This window comes from Mycobacterium sp. RTGN4 (assembly GCF_033804635.1).
In the GTDB taxonomy this organism is placed as follows: domain Bacteria; phylum Actinomycetota; class Actinomycetes; order Mycobacteriales; family Mycobacteriaceae; genus Mycobacterium.
In genome coordinates this window covers 134,902-154,115 of the sequence record NZ_JAPZLB010000014.1, presented here as the reverse complement: position 1 = coordinate 154,115, position 19,214 = coordinate 134,902, and the positions used below count along the sequence as shown (strand labels likewise).

The 19,214-nt window shown below is 66.7% G+C and carries 12 protein-coding genes; 3 read left to right on the top strand and 9 right to left on the bottom strand.

Translation table 11 applies throughout. The features are described 5' to 3' along the window. The first annotated feature begins 2 nt into the window (after positions 1-2). Complete coding sequence (locus SLQ30_RS25880) at positions 3-1,172, top strand: pyridoxal phosphate-dependent aminotransferase (protein WP_319449542.1); 1,170 nt, start codon at positions 3-5, stop codon at positions 1,170-1,172. 88 nt (positions 1,173-1,260) lie between these two features. Here the strand turns inward: SLQ30_RS25880 and SLQ30_RS25875 are convergent, their stop codons facing one another. From SLQ30_RS25875 to SLQ30_RS25855, 5 genes are all read right to left on the bottom strand, one after another. Continuing rightward, positions 1,261-3,267 carry a YhgE/Pip domain-containing protein gene (locus SLQ30_RS25875; RefSeq protein WP_319449543.1) on the bottom strand — a complete coding sequence of 669 codons (2,007 nt, stop codon included), beginning with the start codon at positions 3,265-3,267 and terminating at the stop codon, positions 1,261-1,263. 2 nt (positions 3,268-3,269) lie between these two features. Next, positions 3,270-3,929 carry an ATP-binding cassette domain-containing protein gene (locus SLQ30_RS25870; RefSeq protein ID WP_319449681.1) on the bottom strand — a complete coding sequence of 220 codons (660 nt, stop codon included), beginning with the start codon at positions 3,927-3,929 and terminating at the stop codon, positions 3,270-3,272. A gap of 106 nt (positions 3,930-4,035) precedes the next feature. Beyond that, complete coding sequence (locus SLQ30_RS25865; RefSeq protein ID WP_319449544.1) at positions 4,036-4,950, bottom strand: TIGR03564 family F420-dependent LLM class oxidoreductase; 915 nt, start codon at positions 4,948-4,950, stop codon at positions 4,036-4,038. Positions 4,951-5,004: 54 nt separating this feature from the next. Continuing rightward, positions 5,005-5,442: an SRPBCC family protein gene (locus SLQ30_RS25860; RefSeq protein ID WP_319449545.1), complete on the bottom strand. Its 438-nt coding sequence runs from the start codon at positions 5,440-5,442 to the stop codon at positions 5,005-5,007. Between the two features lie 61 nt (positions 5,443-5,503). Continuing rightward, positions 5,504-6,583 carry a CaiB/BaiF CoA-transferase family protein gene (locus SLQ30_RS25855; RefSeq protein ID WP_319449546.1) on the bottom strand — a complete coding sequence of 360 codons (1,080 nt, stop codon included), beginning with the start codon at positions 6,581-6,583 and terminating at the stop codon, positions 5,504-5,506. A 74-nt stretch (positions 6,584-6,657) separates the two neighbouring features. Here SLQ30_RS25855 and SLQ30_RS25850 point away from each other — a divergent pair, with 74 nt between their 5' ends. Further along, positions 6,658-9,849: an ATP-binding protein gene (locus SLQ30_RS25850; protein ID WP_319449547.1), complete on the top strand. Its 3,192-nt coding sequence runs from the start codon at positions 6,658-6,660 to the stop codon at positions 9,847-9,849. Next, the gene (locus tag SLQ30_RS25845; protein WP_319449548.1) at positions 9,846-13,016 is read left to right on the top strand and encodes an AAA family ATPase; all 3,171 of its coding nucleotides are present in this window, start codon (positions 9,846-9,848) and stop codon (positions 13,014-13,016) included. Before SLQ30_RS25850 ends, SLQ30_RS25845 begins: the two co-directional genes overlap by 4 nt. Positions 13,017-13,092: 76 nt before the next feature. Here SLQ30_RS25845 and SLQ30_RS25840 read toward each other — a convergent pair whose 3' ends face one another. From SLQ30_RS25840 to SLQ30_RS25825, 4 genes are all read right to left on the bottom strand, one after another. After that, on the bottom strand, positions 13,093-14,442 hold the full coding sequence (locus SLQ30_RS25840) for an acyltransferase domain-containing protein (RefSeq protein ID WP_319449549.1): 1,350 nt from the start codon (positions 14,440-14,442) through the stop codon (positions 13,093-13,095). A 158-nt stretch (positions 14,443-14,600) separates the two neighbouring features. Beyond that, the gene (locus tag SLQ30_RS25835) at positions 14,601-17,180 is read right to left on the bottom strand and encodes a helix-turn-helix transcriptional regulator (protein ID WP_319449682.1); all 2,580 of its coding nucleotides are present in this window, start codon (positions 17,178-17,180) and stop codon (positions 14,601-14,603) included. A 111-nt stretch (positions 17,181-17,291) separates the two neighbouring features. Continuing rightward, the gene (locus SLQ30_RS25830) at positions 17,292-17,735 is read right to left on the bottom strand and encodes an SRPBCC family protein (protein ID WP_319449550.1); all 444 of its coding nucleotides are present in this window, start codon (positions 17,733-17,735) and stop codon (positions 17,292-17,294) included. 23 nt (positions 17,736-17,758) lie between these two features. Further along, positions 17,759-19,213 (bottom strand): MlaD family protein, encoded by a 1,455-nt coding sequence (locus SLQ30_RS25825; RefSeq protein WP_319449551.1) that lies wholly within the window; start codon positions 19,211-19,213, stop codon positions 17,759-17,761. Position 19,214 lies beyond the last annotated feature (1 nt).

The window sequence follows — 19,214 nt, the reverse complement described above, 5'->3', positions numbered from 1 at the left end:
CCATGACGGTATCGAGGCTGCAGCCATACGCCGTGACGATCTTCGCCGAGATGTCGGCATTGGCCGCGCGCATCGGGGCGGTGAACCTCGGGCAGGGCTTTCCCGACGAGGACGGCCCGCCCGCGATGCTGAAGACGGCCGAGCAGGCGATCGCCGACGGCGTCAACCAGTACCCGCCCGGGCCCGGCATCGCACCGCTGCGCGAGGCCATCGCCGCACAGCGTCGACGCCACTTCGGCATCGACTACGACCCGGACACCCAGGTGCTCGTCACAGTCGGCGCGACGGAGGCCATCGCTGCAGCGGTCATCGGGCTCGTCGAACCGGGCTCCGAAGTGCTCGTCATCGAGCCGTTCTACGACTCCTACTCCCCCGTCATCGCGATGGCCGGCTGTCACCGCGTGGCGGTGCCCCTGGTGGCAGCCGGCCGCGGCTTCGCCATCGACGTCGACGCGCTACGCCGGGCCATCACGCCGCGCACCCGCGCGTTGATCGTCAACTCGCCGCACAACCCCACCGGAATGGTGGCCACCGACGCCGAACTCAGCGCCATCGCCGAACTGGCGGTCAGCAACGACCTGCTCGTCATCACCGACGAGGTGTACGAGCAGCTGGTGTTCGACGGCCACCGACACCTGCCGCTCGCCGGATATCCAGGGATGGCCGAACGGACAGTGACGATCTCGAGTGCGGCCAAGATGTTCAACGTGACCGGATGGAAGATCGGATGGGCCTGCGGGCCACGTGATCTCATCGCGGGCGTGCGGGCGGCCAAGCAGTTCCTGACCTACGTGGGCGGGGCCCCGTTCCAGCCGGCGGTCGCTCACGCACTCGACACCGAGGACGCCTGGGGAGCCGCCTTGCGGGAGTCGTTCCAGGCCAAGCGGAATCGGTTGGCGGGCGCACTGACCGACATCGGATTCGGCGTACTCGACAGCTTCGGCACCTACTTCCTGTGCGCCGACCCCCGCCCACTCGGGTACACCGACAGCACGACGTTCTGTGCGGAGCTGCCCGAACGGGCCGGGGTTGCGGCCATCCCGATGTCGGCGTTCTGCGATCCCGACTCAGCTCACATCGGCGATTGGAATCACCTGGTGCGCTTTGCCTTCTGCAAGCGCGATGACACGATGGAAGAGGCTATCCGCCGGCTTCAGGTGCTGAAGGCTTAGCACTCCGCGAGATCGACACCACGGTTGTTGAATCGACTGCGGAACGACCATGGTGTCGGTTTCGCGAGCATCCCAGCCGTGCTGACGCTCAGACTTCGATCGGTGGGTTCAGCCGCTCCATCGTGTATTGCCGATTTCGCCTGGCGGCAAGGGCACTCGCCGAGAGCGACACCGCGAGCACGCCGCAGAGCACGCCGATCGCCACCCACAGCCTGGTTTCCACACCGCCGACCGTCAGTTCACGTAAACCGTTGACGGCATAGGTCATTGGGTCGAAGGGGTGGAGGATCTGGAATGGCTTCGCGGTGGTCTCCACCGGATAGATGCCACCCGAGGACACCAGCTGCAGCATCAGAAAGGCCAGCGTGACCACCCTGCCGACCGCGACGCCGAAAACCGCGTTGAACGCCTGGATCATGGCTAGGAAGGTCGCGGCGACGAGTAGCAGGAAGGCGATCGTGCCGAACGTGTGTTTCGCATGCAGCCCCACTCCGAAGTGGACGACGGCGTACATCACCGCGACCTGAAGGGCCGCCACCGTCAAGGCAGGCCAATACGACGCCAGCACCACCCGCAGTGAGCCCAGCCCGCCCACGATCGGCCGGGCCTGCAGCGGCGTCAGGATCATCCAGATGATCAGGGTGCCGATGAACAGTGCCAGCGGCAGGAAGAACGGCGCGAATCCGGTGCCGAAGGTGGAGGCTTGATTGCTGAAGTTCTGCTGTACGCCAACGGGACTCGCGACGGTCTTGGCGACGGCGTTGCGCTGCTGATCGGTCCACGTCGGAACCTGCGCCGCGCCCTTGTCCAACCCATCCGAAAGTTGACGTGAGCCGGAACTGAGCTGCGTAGTGCCCGCAGCCAGCTTGTCCGCGCCGGTGGCCAGCTGCCGGCCACCATCGGCCAGCTTGACCAGGCCGGTATTGAGTCTCTTTGCGCCACTGTCGAGTTGGGCTGCCCCGTCGCGAAGTCTCACGACGTCCGACTTGAGCTGACCGTTCAATGCCTGCGTGAGGAACTTCCGCATCGGGCTGTTCGGATCGCCGAACTCGACTTCGAGTTGTTGGGCGCTGTCGCGAAGTCGGTTGAGACCGGCATCGGTGGTGGGGTCGACACCCTGCGCGACCAGTAGCCGTTGGGCTCCGGCCAGCACGTCGCCCAGCTCGCGCACCCCCGGGTCCGAATTGCTCTGCAGCCCACCGAGCACCTGCTGCACGATGTCGGATGCCAGGCGCTGATCGACGTTCAACGACGCCAGCCGGTCGGTGGCCGTCTTGAGCCCGCCGCTGAGCCGGGCCGCGAGGTCGCCGACCTCGTCCGGATTGAGGTTGAGTTGGTGGACCCTGTCCAGCACGGTGATGAGCGGGCCGGTGGCCTGACCGATGCCTGTCGACAGTTGGTCGGCGCCTGCCGCGAGCGCCGCCGAGCCGGTCCTGGCCGTCACAAGCCCGTCGGCCAGCGTGTGCGACTCGCCTGCGAGTTGATGGGCCCCGTCGTTGGCGGTCGTCAACCCGGCGGTGAGTTGATTGGCTCCGTCGGCGGCCCGTTTGATGCCGGCACCGGCGTCGGTGAGCCCGATCAGTACCTTGCCGATCACCTGCTGCCCGACCTGGGCGCCCACCTGGTTGAGCACCTCGCGTGAGGCGTTCTGCCCGATGATCGAAGCGAGGTAGTTGTTGGCGTCGTTGAAGTTGAATTCGATTTGCGCCTGGTGCGGATCGGACGTCCCCGAGGATGCGATGGACTCGCTGAAATCCTTGGGAAGCGTGATGGAGAAGTAATACTTGCCGCTCTCAACGGCTTTGGCGGCCTCATCGGCGGACACCAGGTGGAGATCGAGCTGGCGGGACTTCACCAGGGCGCCGGCCACCTGATCACCCGCGCGCAGTTCCTGCCCTTGCGCAACCGAGCCGACGTCCTCGTTGACCAGGGCGACGGGCACCCTGTCGACGGCGGCGAACGGATTCCAGAACGCCCAGAGGTACATCGCGCCGTACAGCAGCGGCAGCAGGATGATCGTGATCAACGCCAGCCGGGGCAAGGTGCCGCGGGAGTAGCGTTTGAGGTCGGTGCCCAGCGACATTCCGGCAAGCATCGTCAGTCGACACCCTTCTGATCGCGAGCGGTCAGCTCGGCATGGCTGATGTTGACGAGCGGTATTTGAGCGCGCACGCCGAGGCCGTCGGGAACCGGGTTGGCGGACGCCGTGACGATCGTTTGACGCTCCCCCAGCGCAACGAGCCGGCGCACCAACTCCGCCCGGTCGCCGTCATCGTCCACCTGGTCGAGGCTGCCGACCACCAGCACCGGAGGCGAGCCGATGTTGGCCAACGCGATGCGCAGCAGCACCGCATCGAGTTCGGTGAGCTGGTCGACGTAGGCGTCGAGTTCAGGCAGCGGAAGTGGGCCAAAAACGGGCCCGCACAACCGGGCCAACTCGTCTGCGTTTGCGCGGCGCACCAATCGGTACCACGGTGCGCTCCAACGCAATTGCTCGGTGACGAGATCTCGGACGGTGACCGATTCATACACGCCGTCGAGGTCCTCGACCCCAGCCAGTGCGCAGTGTTCGAAGATCTTCGCCGCGCGCGTCTGCCCGAGCACGTCAAGCGACCCGCCCATCGCCTTCATCCGACCGGCGAGCGTCATCAGCACCGCGGTTCGACCGGAGCCCGCGGGCCCGAGCAACACCGTGACCCCACCTTGCGCTAACTCCAGATCCACCGGTCCGTATACGGGTCCCCACGGACCTCGCATTGTGATTGCCCTGGCCGTGATGGCCGGTGGCTGCTCTTCATCAGGGTCTGCTTCCGGCACCGTGCCATCCAAACACGGGGCCACCTCTGATGTGGCGCAGTCGCCGTCAGAGCGAGGCGGCGACTTCCCACAGTCGTGCGGGATCAGCGGGGTCCGATCGCAATTGACTCAGCACCAGGTCGGTTGCTCCCGCATCGCGGTAGCTCTGCAATTGCTTGCCGATGGCTTCGGCCGAACCCACCGCGGCGATGTCGGCGGCCCTGTCCGCACCCTCGCGCGCGATCACCTTGGCGTAGGAGGGGATGGTCTCGTAGAACGCCAGTTCGTCGGTAGCCAGAGTGCGAGCGGCGTCGGCATCGTCGGAGACCACCACGGGCACCGCGGCGATGATCTGCGGCGCGGGCCGCCCTGCCGCCGCAGCAGCTTCGGCGATGGTGGGCACGATGAACTCCTCGAGCGTGCGCGGGCCGGCCAGGTAGGGCAGCGTGCCGTCGGCGAGCTCGCCCGTGACTCGTAAAGCCTTGGGCCCCATGGCTGCAACGTACACAGGCAGCGGTGCGCCACCCGGCAGCGCGACCGGCCACTCGGGCGCAGCGGTGAACTCGGCGCCGTGGTGGTCGACCGCGCCGGTGTGGAAGATCGACCGCAACACCTCGAGGTGTTCGCGTAGCCGGCCCACCGTGTTGGGCCATGCCTTGCCGAACGCCTGCTCCTCCGGGGCATGCGCCCCGAGGCCGAGGCCGAGACTGAAGTTTCCGTGCGACGCCGCCTGCGCGGTCTGGGCCAGTGTGGCAACGATCAAGGGGTGGCGCGGGTTGATCGGCACGACGAACGTCCCGACCCCGAGCCCGGGCACGGCAGCGCCGACGAGCCCGGCAAGCGCGATCGCATCGTATTGGAACTGCTGCGCAAGCCAGATCTGACGGACGCCGACGTCGAACGCGCGGCGGGCCTGGTCGACGATGTCGTCGACGGCGTTGGATGCGGTGGCACGGACGTTGAGCACTACTCCAGTGGGCATGTTCGGTGCAGCGATGTGCCGTTGCTGATCATTCCCTTTCGCTCACCGTGTCTTTTAGCCGTGGTTTCGCGTCACCCGGCAGCGCAGCCGATCGATCGCCGCGTCGAGCACGATCTTCTTGGCCCGTTTGATCAGGAACCCGGGAATGGGGGCGGCGAGGTCGATGATGAGGTCGAACCGCACCCGCGTCCTGTCACCCTCTCGCGTGAGGTTGTATTCGCCGTGCTGTCCGCGCTGCTGGAAGGTGTCCTGCGCGTCCCACACCACCCAGTCCGGACCCCAGTGGTACTCGAGGAGCTCCTTTTCGGTGACGCCCATGAGCTTCAACGTCGCCTTCACGTGATGCGGACGGCCGTCGGGGTGGCGGTCGAGCACCTCGGTATGGCGGTGCACGGTCGACCACGACGGCACTTCCTCGATGTCGGCGAGGGCATCGAGGATCGCCTCGGGCGAGGCGTCGAAAACCACCTCGCGGGTGGCTCTCACGGCCATGGTGGCAAATATAGCCACCTCGTTTGCCTCGCGCAGTCGATTGCACAGCTAACCTGACGGACTACCAGCCAATGTCGTCGAGCGCAGTGGTGTGCTGGGGCGGCGTTCCGACCGGACCTGCCGGCGTGCGGGAGAACCGCGGTGCAGGGGCCGCCTGGTCGACGCCGTGCGCGGTGATCATCGTCGAACGAGCCCTCAGGTGCTCGCCCACGGACGCCTCGGTCCAGTTCAGCACCGGCGTGACGCAGGCATCGGTGCCCGCGAAGACCTCAGTCCATTCGGCGCGCGTCTTGCTGGCGAAGCGTTCGGCGAAAATGGCCTTCATCTCGTCGTAGCGGTCGAGCTCGAACTGGCCGGGCACCTCGTCGGCCGCCAAGCCGAGGCCGCTGAGCAGCAGCGCGAAGAACTGCGGCTCGATGCTGCCGACGGCCATGTACCCGCCGTCAGAGCACTCGTAGGTCAGGTAGAAGGGCGCGCCTCCGTCGAGCATGAACGACTCCCGCTGGTCCTTCAGCGAACCCGTCACCTTCATCGTCCAACTCATCTGGGCGAGGATGCTGACCCCGTCGACCATCGCGGCGTCGATGACCTGGCCCTGCCCCGACCGCTCCCGTTCGTACAGCGCCGCGACGATGCCGAGCAGCACGAACATCGATCCGCCGCCGAAGTCGGCGACCAGGTTCAGCGGTGCGACGGGTGGGCGGTCGCGGTAGCCGATGGCGTTCAGCGCGCCGGTCTGCGACAGGTAGTTGATGTCGTGGCCGGCGGTCATCGCGAGCGGACCGTCCTGACCCCAGCCCGTGATGCGGGCAAAGATCAGCCGCGGGTTGACCGCCGCACACTCGTCGGGCCCGATGCCGAGCCGCTCGCAGGTACCTGGGCGGAAACAGTCCAGCAGCACGTCGGCCTTGGCGACCAGCGCGAGCAGCCGCTGCGGTTCGTTCTTGACGTCGAGGTCGACGACGCGTTTGCCGCGGTGCAACAGGTCGAGGTTTTCGGCAGGCATCTGCAGGCCGCCTGGTCGACGCACCCGCACCACATCTGCACCGAGGTCGGCGAGCACCATCGCGGCATGCGGGCCTGGGCCGATACCGCCGAGTTCGATGACCTTCACCCCGGCAAGGGGTCCCGTGTTAGTCACGCGAGGTGAGCCTACTGGCGGGCGTTGCCGTTCAGGGCGCCCATCGGCTACCTCGGAGTATCGTCCGCGTCAATATGGTCAAAGCCATGTGCCGGTCGTGTGGAGCGACACCGCGCGGGGGCGCTCGATTCTGCGACGCATGCGGGTCACCGTTGCCCGCAGCGGTCGATCCTGCGCAGTACCGGCAGGTGACGGTGCTTTTCGCCGACGTGGTCCGGTCGATGGACATCGCGACCACCGTCGACATGGAGCGGTTGCGCGAGATCATGACCGAGCTCGTCGAGCGATCGGCTGCGGCGGTGCAGCGCTACGGCGGAACCGTCGAATACAACGGTGACGGCGTGATGGCGCTTTTCGGTGCCCCAATCGCCTTGGAGGACCACGCTTTTCGGGGGTGCCTCAGCGCACTGGCCATCCAGGATGAGGCCACCCGGTTGGCGGCCGAGGTGGCCCGCCGGGACGGCGTGGAGCTGCGGGTGCGGGTTGGCCTGAATTCGGGCCGCGTCATCGGCGGTGAACTCGGCTCGGGCGCATTCGGCTACCGGGCGATCGGTCGGCAGGTCGGCATCGCGCAGCGGATGGAGTCGGCCGCACCGCCCGGCGGCGTGATGCTGTCGGAGTCGACCGCGCATCTCGTCGAACACGCCGTGATGCTGGGTGAACCGGAGTTGGTGCGCATCAAGGGAGCCGACGAACCGGTGCTCGCGCTCCGACTGATGGCGATCAGCCCGCGAGATGACCTAGCCGGGCGTGTTGAGGCACGCTTGGTCGGTCGGGGCTGGGAGATGGCAACGCTCGAGGCCATGGTGGACCGCGCCATCGGTAGCCGCGGTGGTGTCGTCAACGTAGTGGGACCACCGGGCATCGGCAAGAGCCGGGCGGCCCGCGAGGCCGCCGCGCTGGCACGCGAACGCGGAGTCGAGGTGTTTTGGACCTTCTGCGAGTCACACGCTCACAACATCCCGTTTTACGCGGTCACGCACCTGTTGTGGGCGGCCCTCGGCATCGCTGACCTCGACGACCGAGCTGCCCGCCGACGGGTGCGAGCACGCGTGCCCGATGCGGATCAGCAGGACGTACTGCTACTTGATGATCTGCTCGGCATCGCCGACGCCAATGTGCCGCTGCCCCAGATCGACCCGGATGCTCGGCGTCGCCGGTTGACCGCGCTGATCAACGCCCTGTCGCTGGCGCGCACCCAACCCGCACTGATCATCATCGAGGATGCCCACTGGATCGACGAGGTCAGCGAGTCGATGCTGGCCGACTTCCTCACCGTGATTCCGCGCACCCCGTCGATGGTGCTGATCACGTCTCGCCCCGAGTATGAGGGAGCGCTGACGCGGGTGGCCGGCGCCCATGCGATAACGCTTGCCCCACTGGCAGATTCGGATACCGCGGCGTTGCTGGGTGACCTGTTGGGTTCGGATCCGTCCGTCGGCGAGCTGGCGACAATCATCGCCGAGCGGGCCGCCGGGAATCCGTTCTTCGCCGAGGAGATGGTGCGCGAGTTGGTACAGCGCGAGGTGCTGGCCGGTGAGCGCGGTAGCTATGTCTGTCACGCGGACATGGCCGACGTCGCGGTACCGGCCACGGTGCAGGCCGCCATCGCCGCGCGGATCGACCGGCTGAGCAGCCCGGCCAAGCGGACGTTGAACGCTGCGTCGGTAATTGGCGCCCGCTTCGGGGCGGAGCTGCTGTCCGCGTTGGGCATCGATGCAATGATCGACGAACTGCTCACCGCGGAGCTGATCGATCAGGTGCGGTTCATCCCGAGTGCGGAGTACGCATTCCGCCACCCGCTGATCCGCGCGGTGGCCTACGAATCGCAACTGAAATCCGATCGCGCCCAATGGCACCGGCGCCTAGCCATCGCGATCCAAGAGCGCGCGCCGGAGTCGTTGGAGGAGAACGCGGCGTTCATCGCAGAACAACTGCAGGCTGCGGGCGAGATGCACGCCGCCTACGGCTGGCACATGCGCGCCGGTGCGTGGGCCACCAACCGCGATGTCACCGCTGCTCGGCTCAACTGGGAGCGCGCACGCCGGATCGCCGATGAGCTGCCCGCCCCCAATTCCGAACAAGACCCCGACCAGCTGTCGATGCGCATCGCCCCGCGCACGTTGCTGTGTGCCACCGACTGGCAGGCCCGAGAAGTCCAGGAAAGCCGGGGCCGCTTCGCGGAGCTGCGGGAGTTGTGCAGCGCGGCCGGGGACAAGATCTCCCTGGCCATCGGAATGACCGCGCTGACCACCGAACTCCTCTACGCGGGGCACACGCGTGAGGGGGCGCGGATGGCATCCCAACAGATGGCACTGCTCGAGTCGATCGGCGATCCCACCCCGACCATGGGATTGGTGGCCATAGCGTTCTGCAACTGGCTCGGAGTCGGCGATTTCGACCAGATCTTGCGGTGGTCACAGATCGTCGTCGACGCAGCGGCCGGTGACCCTGCCAAGGGCGCCGGCTACGGCGTGGGATCACCGCTGGCGATCTCCTTGGCATGGCGCGGCACCGCTCGGTGGTGGCTGGGCCGTCCGGGTTGGTGCAACGACCTCCACGACGCCGTCGCGATAGCCCGACGCAGCAATCCGGAAACCTTCTCCGGTGTCATCGCCTGGACCTACGGTTTTGCGATACAGCACGGGGTGCTCGTGGCCGATGACTCAGTGCTGCGCGCGAGCGAGGATGCGGTGCAGACCGCTCACAGCGCCAGCAGCGATCGCGCAATAGGCTTGGCTGCGTACACGTTGGGTGTCGGGCTGCTGAATCAGGACGCCGCGGCTGACCGCCGCCGCGGGCTCGAATCGATGATGCAGGCCCGCGACATATGGCTGCGCAAGCGTGCGCTCTTCCTCATCCCGGTCACGGACTTGTGGGCCGCCCGGGAAACGGCAAGGCGCGGCGATCGCGATGCTGCTATTGGGGCGATGCGCCGAGCCGTCGACGAGCTGCGCCAGGTATTCCCCTTCTATGGCGTGTGGGGCGCAGGCGTTCTGGTGGAGACGCTGCTGGAGCGTGCGGCCGAGGGCGATCTGACCGAAGCCGAAGAGGCGATCGAGCGGTTGGCGGACCTCTGGGCAGACCAGGGTTCGGTGATGCTCGACATCACGCTGCTGCGGCTGCGCGCGCTGCTGGCGCGGTCCCGCGCCGACAATGTTGTCTACCGGGATTTGGTAGGGCGCTATCGCGAAATGGCGAAATCGGCTGGCTACGAAGGCCACATCGCCTTGGCCGAGGAGATGTCGTCGGGCGGTGATCGATGACAGCCGCCGCAGCGTGCGGGTCATGCGGCACGGCCCTGCGGGAGCATGCCAGGTTCTGCGACGAGTGCGGTGCCCCGACCGCGGCTTCGGCCGACACAGCGCAGTACAAGCAGGTGACGGTGCTGTTCGCCGACGTGGTGCGATCGATGGACATCGCGGCCGCCGTGGACATCGAGCGCTTGCGCGACATCATGACCGAACTCGTGGAGCGCTTGGCCGCGGTGGCGCAGCGGTACGGCGGAACCGTCGAATACAACGGTGACGGCGTGATGGCGCTTTTCGGTGCGCCAATTGCGTTGGAGAACCATGCTTTTCGAGGGTGCCTTGCCGCACTCGCCATCCAGGCCGAGGCCAACCGGTTGGCGGCCGACGTGAAGCGCCGCGACGGCGTCGAGCTGCAGTTGCGGGTTGGCCTGAACTCCGGGCGGGTGATCGTCGGCGAGCTCGGGTCGGGCGCGTTGGGTTACGCCGCGACCGGCGCAACGGTGGGGTTTGCCCAGCGAATGGAATCGGTCGCCCCGCCGGGCGGGGTGATGCTGTCCGAAGCGACTGCGCGACTGGTCGAGCGCACTGTCACGTTGTCGGAACCACAGTGGGTGCGCATCAAGGGCGCCGACGAGCCGGTATGCGCGCGCCAACTGCTGGCAATCAGGCCGCCAGAAGAACAGACCGGGCGCGCCGAAGCGAGCCTCGTCGGTCGGCGCTGGGAGATGGCAGCGCTCGACGCCATCGTCGACCGAACCAACCGTGGGCGTGGCGGCGTCGTGAACATCGTGGGACCGCCGGGCATCGGCAAGTCTCGGGCGGCCAGGGAAGCCGCCGCGCTGGCGGCCGGGCGCGGCGTCGAGGTGTTCTGGGCCTTCTGCGAGTCACACACCGGTGACGTCCCATTCCACCTCGTCGCGCAGCTGATTCGGGCGGCCACCGGGGTGTCGGATCTGGACGGCGACGCTGCCCGCGCACGAGTGCGAGCCGCCATGCGCGATGCGGACCCAGAGGATCTGCTGCTGCTGGACGACCTGCTTGGCATCGCCGACCCCGGCGTTCCGCTGCCCCAGATCGATCCGAATGCGCGGCGCCGCCGGTTGACCGCCCTGCTCAACACGGCAGCACTGACGCGCACCACCCCCGCGCTCTACATCGTCGAGGACGCGCACTGGATCGACGTGGTCAGCGAGTCGATGCTGGCCGACCTCCTCACCGTCATTCCGCGTACGACGTCGATGGTGTTGATCACCGCGCGTCCCGAATACGAGGGTGCGCTGACGCGGGTCTCGGGCGCCCAGTCGATAGCGCTTGCCCCACTGGCCGATTCGGAAAGCGCCGCGCTACTGGGCGACTTGGTGGGCGCGCACCCATCGGTCGGCGAGCTGGCGGCGAAGATCGCCGACAGGGCTGCAGGCAATCCTTTCTTCGCCGAGGAGATGGTCCGAGAGTTGGTTCAACGCGGCGTGCTGACCGGCAAGCGCGGCAACTACCTGTGTCGCGCAGATGTCGCCGACCTCGATGTCCCGGCCACGGTGCAGGCCGCCATTGCCGCGCGCATCGACCGCCTGAACACCCCGGCGAGGCGAGCGTTGAACGCAGCGTCGGTGATCGGAGTCCGCTTCGGGGCGGAGCTGCTGGCGGCGCTCGAAATCGACCCGGCGTTCGACGAACTGCTCAACGCGGAGCTGATCGATCAGGTGCGGTTCACCCCGAGCGCCGAGTACGCCTTCCGGCATCCGTTGATTCACGCGGTGGCGTATGAATCGCAACTGAAATCGGACCGCTCCGAATGGCACCGGCGGCTCTCGGCGGCGATCGAAGCGCGTGACCCAGGTTCGGTAGACGACAACGCGGCGCTGATCGCCGAACATCTGCGGGCCGCGGGCGAACTGCACGCGGCATATGGCTGGCACATGCGGGCCGGGGCCTGGTCGACCAACCGCGACGTCGCGGCCGCCCGACTCAGTTGGGAGCGCGCATGCCGCATCGCTGACGCATTACCAGACCATGACCCGACTCAGCTGTCGATGCGCATTGCGCCCCGCACCATGCTCTGTGTCACCGACTGGCTGTCCCGGCCGGTCCAGGCAAGCTGGGGCCGCTTCGCCGAGTTCCGGGAGTTGTGCAGCGCGGCCGGAGACAAGGTGTCGCTGGCGATCGGCATGACCGGGCTGGCAAGTGAACTGCTTTACGCCGGTAATCCTGGCGAGGGGTCGCGGTTGGCATCTGAACAGATGGCGTTACTCGATTCCATCGGTGATGCCAGCCTGACCGTCGGATTGTCGTTCGTCGCGTTCGCCAACTGGTTCAACAGTGGGGATTTCAGCGAAATCTTGCTGTGGTCGCAGAGCGTCATCGACCTGGCAGCAGGCGACCCCACCAAGGGTGCCGACTTCGGTATCGGCTCACCACTGGCGATCGCCACCGCATTTCGCGGCATTGCTCGATGGTGGTTGGGCATCCCCGGCTGGCGGGAGGACCTCGACGATGCCCTCGCGATGTCCCGAGTCGGCGGCGCGACGACGCTCGCCCTCGTCGTTGCTTGGGTCTATCTCGCGCTGACCAACGGTGTGCTTCGGATCGATGACACCGTGATGCACACCGCCGAGGAGGCGTTCCGCGTTGCCACGGACTCCAGTAGCAATTTCGCCGTCATAGGCGCCCAGCTCACACTGGCGATTGCGCTGTTGCATCGCGACGACGCCGACGACCGTCGTCGTGGGCTGGATCTGATGACGCAAACGCGCGACAGGGATCTGCCCGACAGCGCACCGTCTTTGGTCCCGCTCGCACAGGTGTGGGTGGCGCGAGAACAGGCCAGATCCGGTGACCGCGATGCTGCGATCACTGCGATTCGCGAGGCCGAGAAGGAGCTACACCAAGCAGGCCGGGTCGGCTGGGCCGTCGGCGTCACCGACATTCTGGTGGAAACGCTGCTCGCGCGCGGCACCGAGGTCGACCTTGCAGAGGCCCGGGAGGTGATCGATCAGTTGGCGAAACCTCCGTACGACGGTTCGGCAATTCAGGAAATCACGCTGCTGCGCCTGCGCACGTTGTTAGCCCGGGCGGAAGGCGACGACGTTGCCTACCGGGACTTTGCGATTCGCTATCGCGCGATGGCGCATTCGCTTGGCTTCGAAGGGCACATCGATTGGACCGAGGCGATGACAGCGACCTGACTGCTCGACCGGGTTTGCTCTGAGCACGAGAGCATCCCCGGGCCCCCTCGACCCGGGGATGCTCTCCCATGGCGACCTACTGTGCTTCGCCACGTCCCCCGTCCGCGTTGTGCTTGCCGTCGAACCCGCGACCGTCGACGATGCTCCCCCAATTGACCGACATCCCGGCTACGTAGGCCTCCGCGGCCGACAGCAGGAACCGGCGCATGCCACCTTCGTTGCGTCGGAGCGTCCCCACCACGCTGTGGTCGTCGCCGTAGGCCTCCAGGGAGTCCTGGATGCCGCCATCCAGCACCGGGTGCGGACTGCATTCAACGAACGTGCGATAGCCATGTTCGTACGCCCATCGGACACTCTGTTCAAACAACACCGGCTGCCGCAAATTCGCGAACCAATAGTCGCCGTCGAGGATCGTCGGGTCCAGCCCGGCACCGGTCACAGCGGAGATGAAAGTGATGTCACCGGTTCGCGGTTGCAGTCCGGACAGGCACTCGTGCAATGTCGCCCGCAATGCCTCGACGTGAGCAGACTGCGAGGCGTAGTCGACGGGGATTCGTACGGCCGGCACGCTATTGCGCCCGCACACGACCATCAACTCGTCTAGTGCCGCTGCCTGCCCAGTCACGACGCTCGAACGCGGACCATTCTGCGCACCAATGGAAATCGTTTGTAGCCAGGGCTTGATAAGCGTGTGAATCTGATCGATCGGCCGGGCGATCGAAACCATGCCACCCATACCCGCTATCGCCCTGATCGCCTTGCTACGCAACGTGACGACCTTGGCAGCGGCCCGCAACGACAAGGCGCCCGCGACGTACGCCGCAGCGAGTTCGCCCTGCGAATGGCCGAGGACGGCGGTTGGCTGAATTCCAAGCGCCCGCCATTGCGCGGCCAGCGACACCATCACAGCGAACAGCACGGGTTGGATCACGTCGATCCGCTCGAGGCTCGGGCCACCTACGCCGGCGCGCACGGCCTCCAACAGCGACCAGTCCACGAACTCGCGGAAAGCGTTGTCGCAGAGCCGCATCTGATCAGCGAACGCGGGTGCGGTTTCGAGCATCTCGACGGCCATCCCCGTCCACTGCGTGCCCTCGCCGGGAAAGACGAAGACCGTTCCACCCGCTGTCGAAACCCGCCCGATTGCCACATTCGAAGCAGGAGCGCTGGAGGCAATCGCCGCCAACCCGTGCAATAACTCGTCGCGGTGGGCGCCAAACACCACTGCGCGGTGGTCGAAGGACGCTCGGGTGGCGGTCAACGAGTACGCAACATCGATAGGATCCGCGTCCGGTCGCTGCTCGACGAACGCGCGCAACCGGGCGGCTTGCTCAGCCAACGCAGGGGCCGACCTCGCGGACAACACCCAAGGTGTCACCGGTGCGAACTGCCGCTCCGCGTTGCCCCGCAGTCCACGGTTGGACATTGACCGTTTCTCCGTCCGTGCCGTGGCCGGGATAGCTGCGCCATCAGGTCTAGATCCCTAGGTGGACATCGTCGCTCGCCTTCTGCACAGCGGGCTCAGTAGCGACCTACTGCAATCACGCAGGATCGCGCACGGCGCTACTTAGTAGCGACTGACGGCTACTTGGTTGGCCGCTGATAAGGCCGCAACAGCGCAGCGAGTTCGTCGCGGCTGGTAGTTCCGGTTTTCATCATGGCCCGATAGAGGTGGCTCTCGACGGTGCGGACGGACACCGTCAGGCGCTCGGCCACTTCCCGGTTCGACAAGCCCTCGCCGACCAGCATCACGAGCTCGGTTTCGCGATCGGTCAATGGCAAGGGCGCGGAGGCCTGACGAAGCGCCGGGGTAACTGCGCCGCACTGCGCGGCGAGCGCCTCTGCCCGTGTCGAGCAGCCCAGCGCCGAACCACGCTTGTCTTGCCGACGGTACGCGAGCGCGGCCTGGGCAGCGGCGTCGACAGCGGCGACGAGATCGCCGATACGCTCGAATTCCTCTGACACCGCAGCTAGTTCAGCAGCATCACCGTCGTGCAACGCCTCGGCGAACCGGGCGGCGAGGCCCGCGCGCGGTCCCTCGACGATCGCCTCGAGTTCGCGCAACCTGGGACCGCTGGAGCGATCACCGAACTGGGTGGCGGTCTGGAGACAAAGCACTTCGGCCGCGAATTGCCCTGCTGCGCTCGCCTTTTCCGCTGCCGAGAGCGCACCGGCGCCGGCCTCGCTGACGGCGCCCTGACTCGCGACCACCCACGCCATGGCCAGGCTCCGCTCGTACTCAAGGGCACGAAATCGGCGAGCCACCTTGTCGAGCGCGGTGAGCGCGACGACCGCCTCGCGAGTCAACCCGAGCATCGCGAGCGCGGTCACGTGGGCTACGCGATAGCGGTATCCCCAGCCGGTGGAATGCGACGCGGTCAACCCGTCGGCCGCACGTTCCAGCAGCAGACCTGCGCGGTGCAGCTCACCGGCGCCAAGCGCAGCCCGACCAGCCACGGCGGCCCCGAGCAATTGAGCCGCCCCTGGAAGATGCGTGGCCTGCTGAGCGGTCCGCTCGGCCACCGCTGACGCGCCTGCTACGTCGCCGGCCAGCAGAAGCGCGCTCACTTCGGCGTCGGCGATGTTGAACCTCATGTGCGGAGCATCGAGTGTGCGCGTGGCAACGGCGTATCCCGCAGCGGCCGCCGCGACGGCTTCGGTCACGTGTCCCGCGTCCGCCGAGATCTGTGCGATCACCCAGGCGATCTCCGCACCAACGACGGGAATATCGTCCAATGCAAGGGTTTTCGAGACCTGCATCGCGACCTCCGGCTGGTCCATGGCAAACCAGTACACCGTCAGGAAGGCGTCGATGTAGGTGTGAGCGGACGGAGCTGTGGTACGCGCTGCCTCGTCGATGAGCTCCTTGGCGCGCGACGGGTCGGCAAGCGCCCAGAGCATGTTGCTCGACCGCAGAAACGCCAGTCTCGCGCGGTCATGGTCGGTCAACTCAGCAGTCGGGATGGCGCCGAGCACCGCCTCGGCCTCCTCGCCGCGCCCGAGCCACGACAATGCATGGGCCCGAACGAAATTGAGTCTCGGCCCCGCCCCAGCGCGGACCGCCCCCTCGGCCAGTCGATCCGCCAAGGCCAGGTCGCCCAGCCAGACGGCACCGTTCGCAGCCCTGACGAGCAGATCGGCATCTGGAGCCAGGTCGGAGTCCAGGCTCAACGTTGCGCGGCGCACGACGACCCCGATGTCGTCACGGTCACCGGATGCGGCGAGTTCGGTGGCGACCAGCCCTCGCAGCCGTCGTAAGCGGCTGCGGGGCGCACGCCGACGGCGTACCTCTCCGTAGAGCGGATGCTCCATCCGCACTTCGATACCGCTCCCGGCTGGCTGGAGCCGAATGAGGCCGCGAATCTCGGCTTCCTCGACCGCTTCTGAATCGGTGATCCGCGACAAGGCCTCGAGTTCGATCGGTTCGCCGACCGCGAGCACGTCGACCACATCGCCGACTGCCGTTGGCATGACCCCGATCCGGGACTCTATGAGGTCGACGAGGCCGGGCGGCATGACCGGATCGCCGATCCACCGCCAGTACCCGCCCTGGAGCACCATTCGACCGTCGGCGACCTCCCGCTCGACGATGTTCTGCAGATACAACACGTTGCCCCGCGTCAGATTCCAAAGTCGCTGGGCGGCATCCGAATCCACCGAACCTTCCAGAACCTCCGACAGCAGGGTGGTGGATTCCTCGAGCGACAGCTGCTCCAGGTCGATTCGGTTGAAGTGGCCGACCTTCCATATCTCCCGTACCGCGACCGGAATCGGCTCGTCGGCGCGGACGGTGAGGATCAGTTTGGCCGTGCGCTGTTGGGCTATCTGATGGACCACGAATGTCGAGAGCTCGTCCAGCAGATGGACGTCATCGACACCCAGCACCACCTTGGCGGTCGAATCCGAGGCCGTGGTCAGCGACTCGATCACACCCCGCAACAAGTGCACCGTGTCGGTGGCGTCCGACGGCGCCCACGCCGTGAATGCCCCGAGCGGAATCGTTCGCGCGGATGACGCTCCGGCCGTCCAGCGGGTATCGCAGCCGCTGGCCGCGGCAATCCGCAGTGCCTCGCGCGCGATCCGACTCTTTCCGACCCCCTCGACTCCGCACACCAGAATGCCGGAATCGGTCGAGGACGAGATGGCGGCCTCGATCGTTCGCATTTCCCCCGCACGGCCAATTAACGGCCACGACACGCGCACCCTGAGAGCGTAAGAGGCGCGTTACCGCCACGCGGAGATATCGCGACTTCGCGGCCCCCACGAGGGGGCTGACTAGCCGCCCTTCTTGACCTTCAGCACCTGCTTGCGCAGGCCGTCGGTGGCCGTCTCCATGCCGCCCTTGAGGGTGCGCTTGACGATGAAACCGGGCAGCGGCACGGACAGGTCGATCTTCATATCGAACCGGACCTTGGTCTTGTCGCCGTCCTTGGTCAGCGTGTACCCGGCGTCCTGCGCCTTCATCGAGCCCGACGACAGCAGCGTCCACGTCACGCTGTCATCGGCCCAGGTGTACTCGATGACCTGCTCGTCGCTGATCCCGGCGGCCTTGACGGTCATCTTGGCCTGCTTGGGCCGGCCGTCGGGGTAGCGCTCGAGCACCTCCGACTTCTGGTACTGCGGGGACCACGTCGGGGTCGCCTCGACGTCGGCGATGACGTCCAAGATCTCCTCGGGCGTCGCTTCGATGACCACTTCACGCGAATCAGTAGTTGCCATGCCGCGACATTAGCTCGTCGCAACTACGGATTCGGCGGGAACAGCATTGACTGCCACGTCTTGTCGTCGGGGTGCGCGAGGTTGCTCTGGGTGTAGCGGCGGCCGTCGGGTCCGACGTAGTCGCCGCTGCCCGGGTCATAGGGCACGTACGCGACGGGCGCTGGGGGTGACGGCGGCGGCGCGGCATCCGACGGCGTCACGCCGGGCGGGAACTGCGGAACGGCCTGACCGGACAGCGTCGCGTTGGGGTCGCCCTTCCAGTTGTTGCCGTCGTTGAGCGGGACGTAGTGTTCGTCGCTTTCGCACATCTCCGCGGTCGGGGCCCGCTTGGCGGGGTCGTTCTCGCACGGAATGTTGCGCACGCCACGGACATTCAACGGCGAGTCCTGTGGCACCCGGCAGTACAACTCACCCTTGGTGCGGTCGGGCGCATCCTGGTCCGACGGCGAGCGCTGCTGCTGCACTGGCAGAAATCCGGTATTGCACGGCGGCGGCGTATTGAGGTTGAGGTTGAAGTCGAGGTAGATGCCCTTGTAGGCCTGCTTGGTGTCGGCGTTCGGCAGCGCGATCGCCGACATGACGGCAGTGCCCTGTGGGAAGAGCACCAGCAGTTGCTCGATGTCGGACCGGTAGGTCACCGCGATCTGACCGAGACTGACCATGTTGGCCAGCAGCACGGGCAGCACAGGCGCGACGCGGTCGAACAGCGCCTTGCCTTCGTTCAGCGCTGGTCCACCCTTCTGCAACAGATCTGCGAAAGCCGGGTCCTGGGCCTTGAACTGGCCGGTGATCAATGCCATGTGGTGCGCCCACGTCGCGATCGAATCCGACGTCTGCACTTGGGAATTCGCCACGGCAGGGAACTGGTCGATCAACGTGGTGAACGAATCCTTGGTCTTGCCCGCCTCGATCGCCAGCGACGTCGAGCCGTCCACGATGCGCGACAGCTCCGGACCCAGCCCTCCGACCGCCTTCGCGGCCTCGTCGACGACGGTCTTCAGGTTGTCCTGCGGGATCGCCTTCAGCGCCGTGTTGGTCTCGTCCAGCAGGCTTCCGATGTCGGCCGGAATCTGCACGCTCCCAACACCTATCACGTCTCCGTCACCGAGTGGCTGCGCGTTGGTGTTCGGTTTCGGCGTCAGTTCGATGAACTGCTCACCGACGGCCGAGCGGCTGTGCACGGCGGCCGTGACGTCGGACGGCACCTTGATCTCCGAGTTCAGCGTCAGCACCGCCTGAACGCCATCGCGGGTGACGTCGACCGACTTGACCCGGCCGATCTCGGTGCCGCGATAGGTCACCACCGAGGTGGGATAAAGGCCGCCGGTCGCGGGCAGGTCGACCGTCACCGTGTAGCGCCCGATCCCGAGCAGCGCAGGGACGTGAATGAATCCGAATGCCATGACGCTGACGGCGATCAACGTGATGGCGGCGAGAATCGCCAGCTGTGTCCATACGGTGCGTGACAGGCGCAGCATG